This is a genomic window from Streptomyces sp. 8N114, from assembly GCF_052245835.1.
In the GTDB taxonomy this organism is placed as follows: Bacteria; Actinomycetota; Actinomycetes; order Streptomycetales; family Streptomycetaceae; genus Streptomyces.
The window spans coordinates 111,130-128,943 of record NZ_JBQQBT010000005.1; the positions used below are offsets into that span (position 1 = coordinate 111,130).

A 17,814-nucleotide genomic window follows, 5' to 3' on the forward strand; every position below is an offset into this window, starting at 1 on the left:
TACGCGCTCCGGCTGATGGCTCACTGCCTGGAGCAGGGGCGCGACCGGGACAAGGACCGGCGATGAGTCACCTCATCGCCGGTCACCCCCGATGAGCCCCGAGCGCCCCTGCTCCGCCGGCCGGGCCGCGCTCAGCCCTTCACGCACACGACCTGCCGCAGCTTGGCGACGACCTCCACCAGGTCCCGCTGCTGGTCGATGACGCGCTCGATCGGCTTGTAGGCGCCGGGAATCTCGTCCACCACCCCGGCGTCCTTGCGGCACTCCACCCCGCGCGTCTGCTCCACGAGATCCTGCTCGGAGAACCTCCGCTTGGCGGCGTTCCGGCTCATGCGCCGACCCGCGCCGTGCGAGGCGGAGTTGAAGGAGGCCGCATTGCCGAGGCCCTTGACGATGTACGAGCCGGTGCCCATCGAGCCCGGGATGATGCCGAACTCGCCGCCGCCCGCGCGGATCGCGCCCTTACGGGTGACAAGCAGGTCCATCCCGTCGTAAGTCTCCTCCGCCACATAGTTGTGGTGGCAGGAGATGGTCTCCTCGAAGACCGGCTTCGCCTTCTTGAACTCCTTGCGGACCACGTCCTTGAGCAGACCCATCATCAGCGTCCGGTTGTACTTGGCGTACTCCTGGGCCCAGAACAGATCGTGCCGGTAGGCCGCCATCTGCGGGGTGTCCTTGACGAAGACGGCCAGATCGCGGTCGACCAGGCCCTGGTTGTGCGGGAGCTTCTGCGCCTCGCCGATATGGAAGTCCGCGAGCTCCTTGCCGATGTTCCGCGAACCGGAGTGCAGCATCAGCCACACCTGGTCCGTGGTGTCCAGGCACACCTCGATGAAGTGGTTGCCCCCGCCCAGCGTGCCCATCTGCTTGGTGGCCCGCTCCTGCCGGAACCGTACGGACTCGGCGACGCCGCCGAAGCGCGCCCAGAAGTCGTCCCAGCCCGAGGTCGGCAGCCCGTGCACATCGCCGGGCTCCACCGGCTCGTCGTGCATGCCCCGCCCCACCGGAATGGCCTGCTCGATCTTCGAGCGCAGCCGCGAGAGGTCCCCCGGCAGGTCGTTGGCCGTCAGCGACGTACGCACCGCCGACATCCCGCACCCGATGTCCACCCCCACGGCCGCCGGGCAGACCGCGCCGTGCATCGCGATGACCGAGCCGACGGTCGCGCCCTTGCCGTAGTGCACATCGGGCATCACCGCGAGCCCCTTGATCCACGGCAGCGTCGCCACGTTCTGGAGCTGCCGCAGCGCCGCGTCCTCCACCGTGCCAGGGTCCGTCCACATCCGGATCGGCACCCGGGCCCCGGGCATCTCCACGTACGACATGAAGTCCAACTCCCCCGTATTCCAGCAAACACAGCAAATCGTCTGTACGAATCCGGAAGCCCGCCCCCGTGACGGGCTTCCCGCGGCCTTCATTGTGCGCCCCTGCGCACCCGCGACGGCAAAGGGTTTTCGGCGCGCACCATGGAACAAGGCGCCGCCGCCGCGATCGGTGCGGCGGCGGCGAACGACGGCTGGAACGGCGGCAAAAGGGACCGCGGCAGCCGAGAACCCTCAGGCGCTCAGCCGGAAGTGGGTGCCCAACTCGCGGAAGACCGCGGTGTTCAGAGCGAAAGCGTGCTTGCACTCTTCGACGATGCGGCGCTTTTCCAGCTCGTCGCAGGGGAGGGCGTCCAGCAGGGCGCGGTACTCGCGCTTGAAGGCGGCGGGGTTGGGGATGGCGTCGAAGACGTAGAACCGGACCCCGTCGCCCTTGCGCGCGAAGCCCCAGGTCTTCTCGGCGGTGCCGCGGATGACCTGGCCGCCGGAGAGGTCGCCGAGGTAGCGGGTGTAGTGGTGGGCGACATAGCCGCCGGGCCACTCGCGGGCGAGCTCGGCGATCCGGGCCGCGTAGGCGGCGGTGGCGGGCAGCGGGGTGAGACCCTCGCGCCAGTCGGCCGTGCCGCCGTGCAGATGGGCCAGGTCCCGCTCCAGCGCGGGCAGCCGGAAGAGCTCGCCGCGGACGAAGGGGCCCGCCACGGGGTCGTGGGTCAGCTTGTCGGCGGGGCCTTCCAGCGCGCCGTAGATGAACCAGAGCTGCTCGGTGTAGCGGGTGTACGCCGCCACGCCGAGCCTGCCGCCGAGCATCTCGCTCATGAAGGAGGAGTTCTCGGCCTCGGTGTGCTGCTGGTGGGACGCGGTGCGGATGAGAGTGGAGAAGTCCGGCGGGGTGTCGGGGGAAGGCGGGGTGTCTTGGGAAGGGGCTGCAGACGACAAGCTGACTCCCAGGGTGGACGTGGGGGCACCGCCCGGCCGGAGGCTGGGGGCAGGCGTGCGGGGCTCCGACACGGTGCGATCCTGCTACTTAGGCTTACCTAAGTCAAGCAGTTGCCGACACCCTGTCGGAAAACCCACTACCCCACGGGCGCCCTACGCAAGCGTCAGGATCTCCGCGCCGGTCTCCGTCACCACCAGCGTGTGCTCGAACTGCGCCGTGCGCTTGCGGTCCTTGGTGACGACCGTCCAGCCGTCCTCCCACATGTCCCACTCGTAGGTGCCCAGCGTCAGCATCGGCTCGATGGTGAAGGTCATCCCGGGACGCATGACGGTGGTGGCGCGCGGGTCGTCGTAGTGCGGGACGATCAGCCCGGAGTGGAACGAGCTGTTGATGCCGTGACCGGTGAAGTCGCGGACCACGCCGTAGCCGAACCGTTTCGCGTACGACTCGATGACCCGGCCGACGATGTTGAGCTGGCGGCCCGGCCTGACGGCCTTGATCGCGCGGTTCAGCGCCTCGCGGGTCCGCTCCACCAGCAGCCGCGACTCCTCGTCCACGTCCCCGCACAGGTAGGTGGCGTTGTTGTCGCCGTGCACGCCGTCGAGGTACGCGGTCACGTCCAGGTTCACGATGTCGCCGTCGCGCAGCACCGTGGAGTCGGGGATGCCGTGGCAGATCACCTCGTTGACGGAGGTGCACAGCGACTTGGGGAACTGCCGGTAGCCCAGCGTGGAGGGGTAGGCACCGTGGTCGATCATGTACGCGTGTGCCACCTCGTCCAGCTTGTCCGTGGTGACGCCCGGGGCGATGTGCTTGGCCGCCTCTTCCATGGCGCGGGCGGCGATACGCCCGGCGACGCGCATCTTCTCCACCGTCTCGGCGTCCTGCACCTCGGGCCCGTCGTAGGGGGTGGGCGCGGGTTTGCCGACGTACTCGGGACGCGGGATCGAGGCGGGCACGGCGCGGGGCGGGGAGATCGTGCCGGGGACGAGGAGTGACTGGCCAGACATGTCTGCGAGTCTAATCCGGGCCGCCGGCTCCGCTCCGGCCGCGGTCGCCTGCGGCCGGGGGCCTCCGTGGGGGCTGCGCACGGTGCGCCGGTGCGGGACCATGCTCGTATGGCTCTGTTCAAGCGCAAGACGGTCGGCAAGCCCGGAGAGTGGTTCTTCAACGTCGAGACCGGCACCGTCGAGGAGGGCCCGCAGTCGCCGGGCAAGGACCGGATGGGTCCCTACGCGAGCCGCGAGGAGGCGGCCCAGGCGCTGGAGACCGCACGGGAGCGCACCTCCGAGTGGGAGAACGACCCGCGCTGGCGCGACCGCGACGGGGGACGCGACGGGGGAGACGACACGGGCCGCGGCTGACGGAGGCGCGGGCTCAGCCCTCCCCGCCCGACGGACGTCCCGGTGCTGCCGCGCCCTCCCGGGCCGTCCGTACCGCCCGTGCGTGCTCGCTGGTGCGGGCGTCGTACGCCAGCAGCTTCGGCAGGGCCGCAGCCAGCAGTGCCACGCCTGCCACACACGCCAGCCCGCCCGACCACACGGACGTACGGACGGAGGTGAGCGAGGCCACTCCGCCCGAGCGGACCTGTCCCAGCTGCGGGCCCGCCGAGAAGGACAGCAGCTCGATTCCGGCGAGCCTGCCGCGCAGCCCGTCCGGGATGGTCTGGTTCCACATCGTCGAGCGGAAGATCCCGCTGATCATGTCGAAGGCGCCGGAGAGGACGAGGAAGAACAGCACCAGCCACACGTTGCGCACCACCCCCGCCACCGTCATCGCCGCGCCCCAGCCCGCGGCGGCCAGCAGCACGGCGAGACCGTGCCTGTGCACCCGCGACGTCCATCCGCTGGTCGCACTCACCAGCATCGAGCCGAACGGCAGCGCCGCGTACATCAGGCCCAGCGACCACTGCGCGTCCAGCTGGTCGGCCAGGAACGGGAAGAGCGCGATCGGGAACGCGAACAGCATCGCGACGATGTCCACCGTGTATGTGCCCAGCAGCTCCTTGCGGCCCCACGCGTAGCGCGCGCCCTCCCAGATCCGGCCCAGCGACGGCTTCGCGGCGTCGTGCGCGGGCGGCGAGGCGGCCAGCCGCAGCGCCATCACGAGTGACAGCGCGTATGTCGCCAGGTCGATGGCGTACGCCGTCTCCAGGCCCGCGTAGGCGATCAGGATGCCCGCGACCGCGGGTCCGGCGACGCCACCCACCTGCCAGCGCAGCGAGTTGAGCGCCGCCGCCGCGCTGAGCTGCGCGTGTGCGACGATCCGCGGCAGGATCGCGTCCAGCGCCGGCCGCTGGACGCCGGTCAGCGCACTGCTGAGCGCCGCCGCGACGTACAGCGGCCACACCATCGGGTGCGGCAGCAGTGTGTTGAGCAGCAGCCCCAGCGCCACGGCGCCCAGCGCGGCCTCGCTGCCCAGGATCAGCGTGCGCCGGTCGAAGGCGTCGGCGAGCGCCCCGCCGTACAGCCCGAACACGATCAGCGGCACCAGTTCCACGGCCCCCAGCGCGCCGACGGCCGCGGCCGAGCCGGTCAGCTCCTTCACCTGGAGGGGCAGCGCGACGAACGTGAGGAAGCTGCCGAAGGTGGTGATCAGGCCCGCGGACCACAAGATGCGGAAGTCGCGTGACTCCCGCCATGGGGAGAGATCCGGAAGCACGAGGGGGCATCCTTCCGGCCCTGCACAAGGGGGAGCAACCGGATTTCGCCCGGTCCGCAACCCCTCAGCCGTCCCCGGCCTCCTCGACCGACGGCGGATCGAAGCCGACCCGCACCCGCCCGCCCCCGTCGCCCCACACGACCTCGACCTCCGGGGTCCCCGCACCTCCCTCGGCCACGGACACCCGCGGCGCGGCAGCGCTCTCGCCGCTGCCGCCCAGCGTGGCCGCCGCCACACACACCCCCGTACCGTTCACCTCTCCCTCCACCGCCGGCACCCGCACCCACCGCGCGTACGCGGTCCCGTGCGGGGCCCGCAGCGGGTCGGCCGCCGTGAGGCCGTGGAGCGGCAGCAGATCCGTCGCCGGCGCTTCGCCGGCCGCCCAGCCCGTGAGCCGGATCCGGGTACCGGTGGGAGCGCCCACCACCCGGTGTGCCCGCACCTCCCAGCGTCCGCGTACCACCGTCACGCTCTCCACCCGCAGCGACGGCGGCGCCGGTACGCCGGCCGGGAAGACGGGCCGGTGCCAGGACGCCGCCCAGCCCCACTCCCCGTCCGCGGCCGATTCGGCGCCCAGCGGGTGGACACGCCGTCGTACGCTCCAGATGCCGGGCCGCGCCGGGAGTTGGAGCGCCAGGTGGTTGTCGGGCGGGTTGTCGCGGGCGGTCGGCCCCGTGGCTGTGGAGTACGCGAAGCGCGCGTACAGCGGGTCCTCCTCCTCGAACACCTCGCCCTGCCACGGCCGTACGGTGTCGCTGCCGTGGTTGTGCAGCCGGACCAGCCCGTCGCTGCCGGTCGACTGGAGAAGCAGCCCCGGTGCGGCCACCGCCAGCGCCCGGTCGGGACCCTCGCTCGGTGCGGCCTCCTCGGTCGCCGTCCACAGCGGATCGCCGGGCGGTACGAGCAGCGCCACGAAACCCTTCGAGGCCCAGTACGGAGACGCCGGGCCCGAATACGTCTGCAGCGTCGCGGCGTGCGGGCCGTGCCAGCCCAGCGTCAGCAGACCGTCGTCGCCGACCGCGCCCCGGTCGAGGAAGTAGCGCAGTGCCCCGCTCAGCAGCCGCCGGGAGACACCGGGGGACAGCGGCGTGTGCCCGGTCAGTGCGCCGAGGCCGACGGCGGTGCAGGCGGCGAAGCGGTAGGTGAGGGAGCGGCCGAAGTGCAGCGGGGCGCCGTCGCCGCCGAACATCGGCGCGTAGCCGGCCAGATGGTCGCGCAGCCGGAGGCCGTAGCGGGCCGACAGCGCCTCGTCCCCCGCGAGATGGGCGTGCAGCAGCGGATAGAGGTGCAGCGCCCAGCCGTTGTAGTGGTCGAAGGCGCGGCCGTCGCCGTCCGCATACCACCCCTCGCCCCGCCACCAGCCCTCCAGCAGCTCCAGCCCCCGTTCGATCGCGGCCCCGGTCTCCGCGTCGCCGCGCCCCACCGACTCCAGGAAGCCCGCGACGGAGAGCGGGAACAGATACCAGTTGTTCGGCGCCGGGGTCTTCCGCAGCGCGCCCCGCAGCCACTCCTCGGCCCGGTCCCGGGTGGCGTCCTCCAGCCGGTCCCACAGCCACGGCCGGGTCAGCCGCAGCCCCAGCGCGACCGAGGCGGCCTCCACCATCGGCTGGCCCGCGGTGGTGTAGTCGAGGACCGGCGGCCACGACTCGGCATCCTCGCGGCCCGGCGTACGGGTGCCCGCCTCCAGTCCCTCCGCGTAGCGCTCCAGCAGCCCGGCGGGGTCGGCGCCGTTGCCGCCCGCAGTGCGGAAGGCTGCCGCCAGGAACGTCCGCGCATACCCTTCGAGCCCGTCAGAGCGGGTGCCGGAGCGGGAGGGCCGCCCCGGCAGATCCAGCAGCGCCCCGTGCGGGGTGGCCCACCGCCACGCGGCCCGCAACAGCCCGTCGGCCGCGGCCTCCCAGTGGGCGCGGGTGTAGCCGGTACGGGGACTGAGGGAGTGGTCGAGCGGCGGTATGCCGAGCACGCCGGGCGCGCCTGCCGCCATGGGCTCCGTCACGCCAGGAGCTCCTTCCGGTCGGGGTGTACGGCATGCGCGAAGCCTTCGCCCGCCGCCCAGCGGCGCACCTCTTGGAGGGTCAGCTCCGCCAGCCGGTCCAGCTCGTTGCCCTGCGAGCCCGCCAGATGCGGGGTGAGCAGCGCGTTCTCGCACTCCCACAGCGGATGGTCCACCGGCAGCGCCTCGGGCTCCGTGACATCCAGCACCGCGTGGATCCGGCCGCTGAGCAGCTCTTCGGTGAGCGCTTCCTGGTCGACGACCGCGCCGCGTGCGGTGTTGATCAGCGTTGCGCCGTCCCGCAGCCGGGCGAGCAGCTCACCGCTGACCAGGCCGCGGGTCGCGGCCAGGAGCGGGGTGTGCACGCTGACCACGTCGGACGCGGCGAACAGTTCGGCCGGCTCCGCCTTGGCCGCACCGAGCGCCGCCGCCTCGGCTTCCCCGACGTACGGGTCGTAGAGGAGGACCCGCAGATCGTGGGCGCGGAGCAGTTCCATGACGCGGCGGCCGACGAGGGAGGCGCTCAGAATGCCCACGGTGCGGCGGTAGTTGCCCAGGGCCGGGTCGGGGAAGAGCCAGTCCTCGCGGGTGCGCTGCTGCCGGTAGGCACGGGCTGCGGGCAGTACCCGCTTGTTCGCCAGCAGGATCATGGCGACCGTGTACTCGGCGACGGGCGCCGCGTTCGCCGCCGCCGCGGTGGAGACCTCGATACCGCGGGCCCAGCATGCCGGGGTGAAGTGCCCCCGTACGCTGCCCGCCGTGTGCGCCACGGCACGCAACCGCGGGGCGTACGCGAGCACTTCGGCGTCCAGTGGTGGGCAGCCCCAGCCGGTGACCAGGAGCTCCACCTCGTGCAGGACTTCGCGGGCCGCCTTGGTGGTGAAGTCGGTCAGCACCGGCTCGGCGAGATCGATCACTTCGCCGAGCCGGCGCCGTACGGAGGGCTTCACGACTGCGTCCGCCGCCCGCTTGTCCATGGCGAGCGCGGCGACTGGCTTGGTGCGGGGCATGTGGCTCCTGGTTCGTTGTCGTGCGGGGCACACGTCCAGCCCCTCGTTCACTTCACGCTGCCCGCGGTCAGGCCGGACTTCCAGTAGCGCTGGAGCAGCACGAAGGCGGCGATCAGGGGGAGGACGGCCAGCAGGGAGCCCGCTATGACGACGGGGTAGTAGTCCGGTGTCACCACAGCGGAGCTGTTCCAGACGTAGAGCCCGAGGCTCACCGGGAAGAGCGAGTGGTCGGACAGCATCACCATGGGCAGGAAGAAGTTGTTCCAGATCGCGGTGAGCTGGAAGAGGAACACCGTCACCACCCCGGGCCCCAGCATCCGCAACGCGACCCGGAAGTAGGACGCCAGCTCGCCCGCGCCGTCCACCCGGGCGGCCTCCAGCACCTCGTCGGGGACGTATCCCTGGCTGAAGACCCGCCCCAGATACACCCCGAAGGGATTGAACAGCACGGGGATGAACACCGACCAGAAGGTGTTCACCACCCCCACCTTCGACGCCATCAGATACAGCGGGAGCGCCAGCACGGTGGGCGGCACCATGACGCCCGCCAGCACCAGCCCGAACAGCTTCTCCTTGCCGCGGAAGCGGTACTTGTCGAAGGCGTACCCGCACGCGACGCTCACCATGGAGCCCAGCGCCGCGCCCAGCACCGCGTACAGCAGGCTGTTGACGTACCAGCGCCCGTAGATGCCGTCCTCCATGGCGAACAGCGTGGAGAGGTTGTCGGCGAGCGAGAAGTCGCCCAGCGAGAGCAGGTCGCTGCGGAAGAGCGCGTCCCGGTTCTTGGCGGCGGCCAGCAGCAGCCACAGCACCGGCAGCAGGGTGTAGAGGACGGACAGTCCGACGACGGCGTTGACGGCGGTCCGTCCCAGCAGCCGGGGCCGCGTCGCGCGCGGAGCCGCGGAAGCGGTGGCACTCATCGGGAATCCTCCTCTGCCGCGACGTCCGCGGAGCCCCCGCCACCCGCCCCCGTACGGTTGCTCCACCGGCTCAGCCCGTACGACAGCGCGACGGTGACGGCGAGCACGACCACCGAGGCGGCGGCTGCCAGGCCGTAGTTGTTCCGGGTGAAGGCGGCGTCGTAGATGTACATGTTCGGCGTGTAGCGGCTGCCGACCACCGGCGTGGTCTGGCTGATCAGCATCGGTTCGGTGAACAGCTGGAGCGACCAGATCAGCGTGAACATCGCCACCATCACGGCGGACGCACGCACCAGCGGCACCTTGATCTGCAGCGCGGTACGGACCGGTCCGGCGCCGTCCACCAGCGCGGCCTCCGTCAGCTCGCGCGGCACGGCCTGCAGAGCCGCGTAGAAGATGACCACGTTGTAGCCGAGGTTGCTCCACATCGCGATGTTCACGACGGACGGCAGGACGGTGTCCGCACCGAGGAAGTCGACGGTGATGTCGGCCTTGCCCAGCGCCTCGACGACCGGGCTCAGACCCGGCGTGTACAGGTACAGCCAGATGACGGCGGCGATGATGCCGGGCACCGCGTGCGGCAGGAACAGCGCCAGCTGTGCCGTCCGCCGCAGCCGCGCCGCCCCCGAGTCCAGCAGCAGCGCCAGCGCGAGCGCCAGCACCACCATCAGCGGGAGGTAGACCAGACAGTAGAGCGCGGTGGTGCCCAGGCCCGCGAGGAAGGTGGGGTCGGAGAGCACGGCCCGGTAGCTGCGCAGCCCGGCGAAGACGGTGCGCTCCGGGCCGAAGCCGAGCCCGGGCTGGTCGTCCTGGAAGAAGCTGAGCCACACCGCACCGCCCACCGGCACCAGGAAGACGACGACCAGCAGCACGAAGAACGGCGTCATCAGCGCGGCACAGGCGCCCAGTTCCCGCCGCCGTGCGGTGCGGCGTGCCCTGCTCTGCGGGACGGCGGCGGGGCGGGCGCCGGCGCCGGTGCCGGCATCCGTGCCCGCGCCCGGTCCCGTCTCCGGAACGGCGGTCGCGCTCATCGGGACCCCTCCCGCGCGTTCAGCCCGAGGGACTTCAGGTCCGGCATCGTCGCGCGCTGGCCCGCGCGCAACGCCTCCAGCACGGTGCCCTCCCCTTCGCCGACGCGGGCCAGCCGGTCCTGGACGGTCTTGAGGGTGGCCGTCATCCGCGGGCCCCACTTCCACTGCCCGGAGATGTGGCCGGCCTCGCGCCGGAAGAGGGCGTAGATGTCCTGGCCGGCGAAGAAGCTGGTGTCCATCGCCTTCCGGGCGACGGGCACCAGCCCGGTCGCGGCCGGATACTGGCTGCTGATCCCGCTGGAGAGCCGGGCCTTGAGCGCTTCGGGGCTGGAGACCTGCCACTCGATGAAGTCCATGGCCTCCTTCGGGTGCCGGCTGTCCTTGGTGATGGCGAACGTGGAGCCGCCGTGCGTGCCGACGTGCGGATGAGCCGGGTCCCACTGGGGCATCGGGGCCACCCCCCATTTGCCCTTCTGGCCCGGCTGGGAGGACATCGTCCCGCCCGCGTCCCAGGCGCCGGCCAGCTTGCCGAAGACCTCGCCCCTGCCGACCTGTGCCGAACCCTCCTGGGTGTCCACGGAGTTGAGGAAGACCAGCTTCTGGTCGATCAGCCGCTGCCAGTACGCGGCCACCTTCCGGGTCGGCTCGTCCGTCATGGAGACGGTCCAGGTCCCGTCGCGGGTGTCGAACCAGCGCGCTCCCGCCTGCCAGGCCCAGCTCGCCAGTTGGGTGCCGCCGTCGGTGGGGCAGGTGGCGATACGCGAGCCGGGAGCCGCACGCTTGATCTGCCGCGCCGCCTTCTCGAACTGGGCCCAGGTGCGCGGTACGGCGATGTCGTGCTTCTTGAACAGGTCGCGGCGGTAGAGGAAGACCATCGGCTCCACGTCCAGCGGCACGCTGAAGGTGCGGCCCTCGAACGTGGTCAGTGCCAGCGCCTGCGGCAGGAGCTTCTTGCGCAGCCGTTCACTGACCAGGGGCGTGATGTCGCGGGCGACTCCGTCGATGGCGAAGCCGGGGACCTGCGGGTATTCGAGGGTGGCGACGTCGGGCGCGTTGCCGGCCCGGGCCGCGTTGCTCAGCTTGGCGTACCCGCCCTGGTTGCCTGCGGGGATCTGCTGGAAGTCGACGTGGACGCGGCGCTGGCTCTTGTTGTAGGCGTCCACCACCTCCTGACTGCCGCGCAGCGCGGACCAGAAGGTGAGGTGGACGGGACCTTTGCCCGCCGCCTCGGCGCCGGCTCCGGTGGCCGTGGCACCGCCGCCGGTGCAGGCGGCGGTCAGCAGGAGAGGGAGCGCGGCGAGGGCGGTCAGCGCGGTGCGGATGAACCGTGGGATACGGCGGCCGTGCACGGTGGATGCCTCCTTCGCGGGAGGAGGGGGACATCCGCATCCTGATCGCTCGAACGAAGGGGGTCAATGGATCGATCAGGGGAAAATAAAACGGTCAAACGATCGTGCGAGGACGGGAGTTGCCCCCCGGAGAGGGAGCCCGCGGCCCCCGTGGGTCAGCTGTCGGCCCTCATCGGCCAGCCCGTCAGCCCGCATCCGTCACCGCGCGACCTCCGCCGTGGAGCCCCGCACCTTCAGCTCCGGCAACAACTCGATCCGGCGTACCGCCTCCGGCGCCGCGCCCCGGGGATGGTGCAGCCGGCGCAGCAGCAGTTCGGCAGCCGCCCGGCCGATCTCCTCCTTCGGCGGCGCCACGGCCGTCAGCGGCGGACTGCCCAGCGCCGCCACCACATCGTCGTACGCCACCACCGAACAGTCCTCCGGCACCCGTACGCCCTGCTCGCGCAACTGCTGCACCAGCATCAGCGCGTCCACGTCCGCGTGCAGTACGGCGGCCGTCGCCCCGTGCTCACGCAGCACCGCGGGCAGATCGACGACCGGCTCCGGGCGCCGTTCCGCGCCCTCGCCCCGGCCCGCGCTGAGCACCACCGCCCACCGTGCCACCTCCTGCCGCTCGCTCGCGATCTGCGCGAATGCGGCCCGGAGCGTACGCGCCGTGGGGCTGTCGTCCCGGGCAGCGAGCACGATGCGGCGGTGCCCCAGCGACACCAGGTGGTCCAGCGCGAGATGGGCGCCGTACCAGTGGTCGCTGCGGACCGAGTCGTGGGCGTGCAGCGGCGAGCCACAGGGCGGGCGGCGCTCCATCAGGACGGCGGGGACAGCGAGTTCGGCCAGCCATTCCTCGTCCTGCACCGCGGAGTTGGCGGTGTGCCAGCGCGGCGAGACCAGCAGTCCGCGCACCCCCTGCTGCACCGCCTGCCGGGCCATCGCCCGCTCGGCGCCGGGCTGGTGCGGGGCGATGTGCAGGGCCATCCGGACGCCGGCCGCCTCCAGCGCGTCCCGTGCGCCGCGCACCGCCTCGAACAGATAGGAGTGGTTCTCCGGAATGATCAGCCCCACTGCCGGCGCCGAGGCGTCGTGCCGCGCCGGCACCGGCGAGAGCGAGCGCGCCACCCCGTGCCCCCGCCGCAACTGCCCCAGCCGCGCCAGCTCTTCCACATCGCGGCGCAGCGTCACCACCGACACATCCAGCTCGGCGGCCAGCTGCGTCACCCGCACCTCGCCCCGCGTACGGACCGCCTCCAGCACCCTCTCCCGCCTCACGGCGGCCCCCTCGCGCACGGCGGTAACCCTTTCGTTTGACCGTTTCCCCCTACGATACGGAAAGCCTTGCGCGGCGAACGTTCCGGTGAGGGCCGCCGCTCCTTCCGCCGGACCCTCGCCTCGGTGGTGGCGCACCGTTGTGGTGGGAAAGAGGTCCCCCCTCCAACTACCGCTGGCGTCGCACCAACTCGTGGAAGAGCCCTCCCGTGTCGGCCAGCAGCGTCGCAGGGGCGCCCTGCTGCACGACGCGGCCCTCGGACATGACGATGACCCGGTCCGCGTCCAGGACGGTGGACAGCCGGTGGGCGATGACGACCCGGGTGGCGCGGAGCTCCCGGGTGGACTCGGTGACCACCCGCTGCGTCTCGTTGTCCAGCGCGCTGGTCGCCTCGTCGAAGAAGAGCAGCCGGGGGCGGCGCACCAGCGCCTGGGCGATCATCAGGCGCTGCCGCTGGCCGCCGGAGACGGTGCCGCCGCCGTCGGAGAGCATGGTGTGCATGCCCATGGGCATGGCCTTGATGTCGTCGGCCACCCCCGCCATCCGCGCCGCCTCCCACACCTCCTCCAGCGGGAAGGTCTCCGCTCCGCAGATGCACTCCAGGATGGAGCCGGCGTGCGGCTGGGCGTTCTGGAGCACGACGCCGCACTGGCGGCGCACGGACGCCTGGTCGAGGGCGGCGAGGTCCTGCCCGTCGTAGCGGACCTCGCCCGAGGTGGGCCGGTCGAAGCCGATCAGCAGCCGCAGCAGCGTCGACTTGCCGCAACCGCTCGCCCCCACGATAGCCACGAACTCCCCCGGCTCGATCCGGAAGGAGACACCGTCCAGCACCAGCGGCCCGTCCTCGGAGTAGCGGAAGGTGACGTCCCGTGCCTCCAGTGCGCCCGCGAGCGTACCCGGCTGCACGCTGCCGCTCCGCACCTCGGGCAGCTCGTGCAGCACCGGCTTGATCTGCTCGTACATCGGCAGCACGGCGGCGCACGAGATGAGCGCGTTGGTCAGCTGGGTGACGGACGTCAGCAGCATCGTCATGGCCGTGGTGAAGGTGAGGAACCCGCTCGGGGAGAGCGCGCCCCGTGCGGGGCCGGCCAGCAGGACGAACAGCAGCAGCGTCGCCAGCGGCAGATAGACGGCGTTGACGACCGTGCTCAGATTGCGGATGCGCCCGGCGCGCCGCTGCAGCTCCCGGCTGCGGGCGAACTCCTGCGCCCAGGCCGCGTACGCGAAGGACTCGGCCGCCGCGACGCGCAGCTTCGGCAGCCCACGTAGGGTCTGGAACGCCTGGTTGTTCAGCTTGTTGTTGAGCTTGACCAGGCGCCGCTGCCAGCGCAGCTGCCACAGCCCGGTGGCGGCGAACACCGATGCGACCACCGCCAGCACGCCGAGCGCCGCCAGGGCGAGGGGCACGCTGTAGGCCAGCAGCAGCACCAGGTTGACCGCGGCAACCGTGCCGGACTGTACGACGATCGAGCTGATCCCCGACAGCACCCGTCTGATGGCGCTGACTCCCATGGCGGCGCTGGCCAGCTCCCCGGTGGAGCGCTGGGCGAAGAACCGCGTCGGCAGCCGCAGCAGCCTGTCCCACACCGCCGGCTGCAGGCTGGCCTCGATGCGTCCCTCCAGCCGGAGCAGCGCGGTGTTCTGCAGCAGCATGAACGCCGCCGCCACCACGGCCGTGCCCACGATCGCCGCGGCGGCCTGCACGATGAGGCCCTTCTCGGCGTTGGGCACGTACTCGCCGAGCACCTGCCCGGTGGCCACCGGCACCAGCGCGCCGAGGCCGACCGCGACGAGCCCGCTCAGCACGAGGGTGAGCAGGTCCCCGCGGGCACCGTGCAGTGCGAAGCGCAGCAGTCGCCGTGCTGACAGCGGCTGTTCGGGCAGCGGCCGGTAGAACATCACGGCGCGAGGGGCGAGGGTACTGGCGTTCGCGTTGCCCAGCCGCCACCGGCTGCCGCTGCCGGGCTGTACCGCCTCGTACCGGCCGCGCCGCCACAGCAGCGCCACCGGCGCACCGCTCGCGGCGCGGTAGCCCACCAGCGGGCCGGTGTTCTCCTTCCACCAGTCGCCCGACAGCTTCACCGGACGGGTGCGCAGCCCGGAGGTGAGGGCGAGACGCTCGACGGGGTCCATCCGGTCGTCCGAGGTGAGCCCTTCCGGAGGCAGCCGAAGCGTGACTCCGGCCGCCTCGGCGACTGCGCGGCACACGGCGACCGTGCTGTCGTCCGACCCCTGCCCTCCGGTGCCGCTGCGCGCGGACTTGTCGATTGCCGCCAGCAGCGCCTCGTCGGCCTCGGCACGGACGGTCTCGCCCGCCTCCATGCCCGCCGCCGTACGGTCCTCGTGGGCGCTCTCCAGCCGCTCGATCCAGCGGTCCAGGGTGAACAGCAGCCGGGCGAGCTGGTCGACCATGAGCTGCCAGGTCGTACCGTCGATCAGCAGCTCGGTCGAGCTGCCGTACCGCACGCTGCCCGGCGCTATGGGCATCCACAGGATGTCGTCGTCGGTCGCGGGCGCCTCATGGCCCCCGTGCCCCTCGTGTCCGGGCTGCCCGTCCAACGGCGCCTCGAACAGCACCCGCAGCCCGCGCCCGACGCCCCGCGCGAACGCGTCCTCCAGCGGCCCGAGCGCGGCCGCCTGGCCCCAGGGATCGGCCTGCCCGCCGTACGCCGGGTGCGAGCCGGTGTCGTACACGGGGTACGAGCCGGTGTCGTACACCGGGTGCGAGCCCGTGTCGTACGCCGGATAGGAGCCGGTGTCGTACACGGGATAGCCCCCCGTGTCGTAAGCGCCCGCGTCGCCGTAGCCCTGGTAGCCCCCCTGGGTGTGCTGCCGGAACAGTTCCCACAGTGGTATCCGGCGCAGCACTCCGCCCCGTACGGGGCGTCCGACCAGGGTGTGCCGGGGACCCTGAACGGGGCCGAGCAGCAGGGTGCCCGCCTCCAGCCGGCCCAGGAAGTGCCAGTGGCCCTGCCCCGCGGCGTCCACCGCGAACACGTCCATCGCGCCCTCGGCGACCAGCCACAGCACCTGCGGCCCCTCCAGGGCCAGGCCGCTGCCCGGCGCGTGGGTCACCGCCTCGCCGAGCTGCCCGAAGTGGGCGACCACCACATCGCTCGCGGGATGAGCGGGCTGCACGCCTTGGGGCGGATGCGCGTACGTCACCTGAAGTTCCTCAGTGCTCCTTGACCAGTCGGGCGTACGGGCCCTGCGCGGCGAGCAGTTGCTCGTGCCGCCCCCGCTCCACGACGGTGCCGCGGTCCAGCACCACGATCTCGTCGCTGTCCCGTACGGTGCTCAGCCGGTGCGCGATCACCACGCAGGCGCAGCCGCGGCGTCGCAGGTTGTCGATGATGACGGCCTCGGTCTCGGCGTCCAGCGCGCTGGTCACCTCGTCGAGTACCAGGATGCTGGGCCGCCGTACCAGCGCGCGGGCGATCTCCAGGCGCTGCCGCTGGCCGCCGGAGAAGTTGCGGCCGTCCTGCTCGACGCGGCTGTGCAGGCCACCGGGGCGCCGCGCGACGTCCTCGTACAGCGCCGCGTCCCGCAGCGCCTCCTCCACCGCGTCGTCGGAGATGGACGGGTCCCACAGCGCCACGTTGTCCCGCACGGTGCCCTCGAAGAGGAACACGTCCTGGTCGACGAAGGAGACGGAGGCCGCCAGCGCGCCGCGCGGCAGGTCCTCCAGCCGCTGCCCGTCGATGCGGATGACCCCTTCCCAGGGCGTGTACAGGCCCGCGAGCAGCCGGGAGACGGTGGACTTGCCGCTGCCGGAGCCGCCGACCAGCGCGATCTGCCGGCCCGGCCCTACGGCCAGCGACAGCCCGGTGAGCAGCGGCTTGTCCAGCGGGTTGTAGCCGAAGGTGACGTTCGTCAGCGTCACGTGCCCGGCCAGCCGCCGGGTGCTGGCGGGCGGTTCGCGCCGGGTGTAGAGCGGGTCGGCGGGGAAGGTCTCCACGTCTTTCAGCCGGGTGACGTCCGCGGCGAAGTCCTGGATGCGGCCCGCCACCGAGTTCAGCCGGGTCAGCGGCGCGGTGAAGCTGGTGACCAGTGCCTGGAAGGCGACCAGCAGCCCAGCGGTGATGGCGCCCTCCACCGCGCGCGACCCGCCGATCAGCAGAATCATGGCGCTGTTGAGCGTGGCCAGCGTCGGCGCGACGACCGCCAGCGCGGCGCTCGGCACCCCGAGCCGCTGCTGTACGTCCAGCGTCGTGGCGTGCTGGCCCGCCCAGCGGCGGAAGTACCCGTTCTCGCCGCCCGTCGCCTTCATCGTCTCGATGAGCTGGAGGCCGCTGTAGGAGGTGTTGGTGAGCTTGGCCCGGTCGGCGCGCAGCTTCTGCGTCCCGGTGGCCCGCAGCCGGATGACCACCCGCATCGCCACCACGTTCAGCAGCGCGATCCCCACGCCGACGAGGGTGAGTTGCGGGTCGTAGGTCCACAGCAGCACCGCATACCCGACGACGACCACCGCGTCCACGCCCGCCGCCGCCAGGTCCCTGGCCAGTGTCTCGGCCACCGTGTCGTTGGACTGCAGGCGCTGTACGAGATCGGCCGGGTTGCGCTGCGAGAAGAAGGTGACCGGCAGCCGCAGCAGATGCCGCAGGAACCGGGCGCTGCTGAGCGTGGAGGAGATGAGCCGGGCATGCAGCAGATTGCCCTGCTGGAGCGCGGTCAGCACACCGGTGAGCAGCACGGTGGCGCCCATCGCCGCGAACAGCACGTCCAGCAGCGAGTCCTGGCCGCCGAAGACGAAGGTGTCGATGTAGGTGCGGCTCAGCGCGGGCACCGAGGCGCCGACGACCACCAGCAGGAAGCTGGCCACCAGCGCCGCCAGCATCGCGCCCGAGGTGCCGCGCAGCCGCGCGGGCAGCGCCCCGGTGACGCTCGGCCTGCTGCCGCCGCGCCGGAAATCCTCGGACGGGGCGAAGGTCAGCACCACACCGGTGAAGGAGGTGTCGAACTCCTCCATGGGCACGAACCTGCGCCCCCGCGCCGGGTCGTTGATGTGCACGCCGCGGCGGCCGAAGCGCCGGCCGAGGCCGTCGAAGACGACGTAGTGGTTGAACTCCCAGAACAGGACGGCCGGTGTGCGTACCTCGGCCAGTGCCGCGGGCTCCATCTGCATGCCCTTGGCCGTCAGCCCGTAGCCGCGGGCCGCCTTCAGCAGGCTGCTGGCCCGTGAGCCGTCCCGGGAGACGCCGCAGGCGATACGCAGCTCCTCCAGCGGTACGTGCCGTCCGTAGTGGCCCAGCACCATGGCGAGCGCGGCGGCACCGCACTCGACGGCCTCCATCTGGAGCACGGTGGGGGTACGCACGCTCTTGTAGCCG

13 protein-coding genes are annotated in these 17,814 nt (G+C 72.0%); 1 reads left to right on the top strand and 12 read right to left on the bottom strand.

The window, feature by feature from the left end:
* Nucleotides 1-131: 131 nt before the first annotated feature.
* The 3 genes from ACTWQF_RS13390 to map all read right to left on the bottom strand — a co-directional run bounded on the left by ACTWQF_RS13390 (nt 132) and on the right by map (nt 3,269).
* Entirely contained in the window at nt 132-1,325 is a 1,194-nt protein-coding gene (locus ACTWQF_RS13390; RefSeq protein WP_443279568.1) for an RtcB family protein, read from the bottom strand.
* A gap of 231 nt (nt 1,326-1,556) precedes the next feature.
* A complete protein-coding gene (locus tag ACTWQF_RS13395) occupies nt 1,557-2,258 on the bottom strand; it encodes a biliverdin-producing heme oxygenase (protein WP_443279569.1) in 702 nt (233 codons plus the stop codon).
* A 153-nt stretch (nt 2,259-2,411) separates the two neighbouring features.
* Nucleotides 2,412-3,269 carry a type I methionyl aminopeptidase gene (map, locus tag ACTWQF_RS13400; RefSeq protein ID WP_443279570.1) on the bottom strand — a complete coding sequence of 286 codons (858 nt, stop codon included), beginning with the start codon at nt 3,267-3,269 and terminating at the stop codon, nt 2,412-2,414.
* Nucleotides 3,270-3,377: 108 nt separating this feature from the next.
* Here map and ACTWQF_RS13405 point away from each other — a divergent pair, with 108 nt between their 5' ends.
* Nucleotides 3,378-3,623 carry a hypothetical protein gene (locus tag ACTWQF_RS13405; protein ID WP_443279571.1) on the top strand — a complete coding sequence of 82 codons (246 nt, stop codon included), beginning with the start codon at nt 3,378-3,380 and terminating at the stop codon, nt 3,621-3,623.
* A gap of 13 nt (nt 3,624-3,636) precedes the next feature.
* On the opposite strand, the gene ACTWQF_RS13410 is transcribed toward ACTWQF_RS13405, so the two are convergent.
* The 9 genes from ACTWQF_RS13410 to ACTWQF_RS13450 form a co-directional block, all read right to left on the bottom strand.
* Nucleotides 3,637-4,920, bottom strand: coding sequence for an MFS transporter (locus ACTWQF_RS13410; RefSeq protein ID WP_443279572.1), 1,284 nt, complete (start codon nt 4,918-4,920; stop codon nt 3,637-3,639).
* A 64-nt stretch (nt 4,921-4,984) separates the two neighbouring features.
* Complete coding sequence (locus tag ACTWQF_RS13415) at nt 4,985-6,904, bottom strand: DUF2264 domain-containing protein (RefSeq protein ID WP_443279836.1); 1,920 nt, start codon at nt 6,902-6,904, stop codon at nt 4,985-4,987.
* Between the two features lie 8 nt (nt 6,905-6,912).
* A complete protein-coding gene (locus tag ACTWQF_RS13420) occupies nt 6,913-7,923 on the bottom strand; it encodes a hydroxyacid dehydrogenase (RefSeq protein ID WP_443279573.1) in 1,011 nt (336 codons plus the stop codon).
* Between the two features lie 47 nt (nt 7,924-7,970).
* A complete protein-coding gene (locus ACTWQF_RS13425) occupies nt 7,971-8,843 on the bottom strand; it encodes a carbohydrate ABC transporter permease (RefSeq protein ID WP_443279574.1) in 873 nt (290 codons plus the stop codon).
* Nucleotides 8,840-9,874, bottom strand: coding sequence for a carbohydrate ABC transporter permease (locus ACTWQF_RS13430; RefSeq protein WP_443279575.1), 1,035 nt, complete (start codon nt 9,872-9,874; stop codon nt 8,840-8,842). The genes ACTWQF_RS13425 and ACTWQF_RS13430 overlap by 4 nt, the downstream gene beginning before the upstream one ends.
* The gene (locus ACTWQF_RS13435; RefSeq protein WP_443279576.1) at nt 9,871-11,223 is read right to left on the bottom strand and encodes an ABC transporter substrate-binding protein; all 1,353 of its coding nucleotides are present in this window, start codon (nt 11,221-11,223) and stop codon (nt 9,871-9,873) included. The genes ACTWQF_RS13430 and ACTWQF_RS13435 overlap by 4 nt, the downstream gene beginning before the upstream one ends.
* Nucleotides 11,224-11,421: 198 nt before the next feature.
* Entirely contained in the window at nt 11,422-12,504 is a 1,083-nt protein-coding gene (locus tag ACTWQF_RS13440; protein ID WP_443279577.1) for a substrate-binding domain-containing protein, read from the bottom strand.
* A 148-nt stretch (nt 12,505-12,652) separates the two neighbouring features.
* Nucleotides 12,653-15,649 carry an NHLP bacteriocin export ABC transporter permease/ATPase subunit gene (locus ACTWQF_RS13445; RefSeq protein WP_443279578.1) on the bottom strand — a complete coding sequence of 999 codons (2,997 nt, stop codon included), beginning with the start codon at nt 15,647-15,649 and terminating at the stop codon, nt 12,653-12,655.
* 10 nt (nt 15,650-15,659) lie between these two features.
* A complete protein-coding gene (locus ACTWQF_RS13450) occupies nt 15,660-17,777 on the bottom strand; it encodes an NHLP family bacteriocin export ABC transporter peptidase/permease/ATPase subunit (protein ID WP_443279837.1) in 2,118 nt (705 codons plus the stop codon).
* Between the last annotated feature and the right edge of the window lie 37 nt (nt 17,778-17,814).

Bases quoted from the DNA above. Each gene is read 5' to 3' on its own strand.
- ACTWQF_RS13390 (WP_443279568.1), bottom strand. From the start codon at position 1,325: ATGTCGTACGTGGAGATGCCCGGGGCCCGGGTGCCGATCCGGATGTGG.
- map (WP_443279570.1), bottom strand. From the start codon at position 3,269: ATGTCTGGCCAGTCACTCCTCGTCCCCGGCACGATCTCCCCGCCCCGC.
- ACTWQF_RS13405 (WP_443279571.1), top strand. From the start codon at position 3,378: ATGGCTCTGTTCAAGCGCAAGACGGTCGGCAAGCCCGGAGAGTGGTTC.
- ACTWQF_RS13415 (WP_443279836.1), bottom strand. From the start codon at position 6,904: ATGGCGGCAGGCGCGCCCGGCGTGCTCGGCATACCGCCGCTCGACCAC.
- ACTWQF_RS13420 (WP_443279573.1), bottom strand. From the start codon at position 7,923: ATGCCCCGCACCAAGCCAGTCGCCGCGCTCGCCATGGACAAGCGGGCG.
- ACTWQF_RS13425 (WP_443279574.1), bottom strand. From the start codon at position 8,843: ATGAGTGCCACCGCTTCCGCGGCTCCGCGCGCGACGCGGCCCCGGCTG.
- ACTWQF_RS13430 (WP_443279575.1), bottom strand. From the start codon at position 9,874: ATGAGCGCGACCGCCGTTCCGGAGACGGGACCGGGCGCGGGCACGGAT.
- ACTWQF_RS13450 (WP_443279837.1), bottom strand. From the start codon at position 17,777: ATGGAGGCCGTCGAGTGCGGTGCCGCCGCGCTCGCCATGGTGCTGGGC.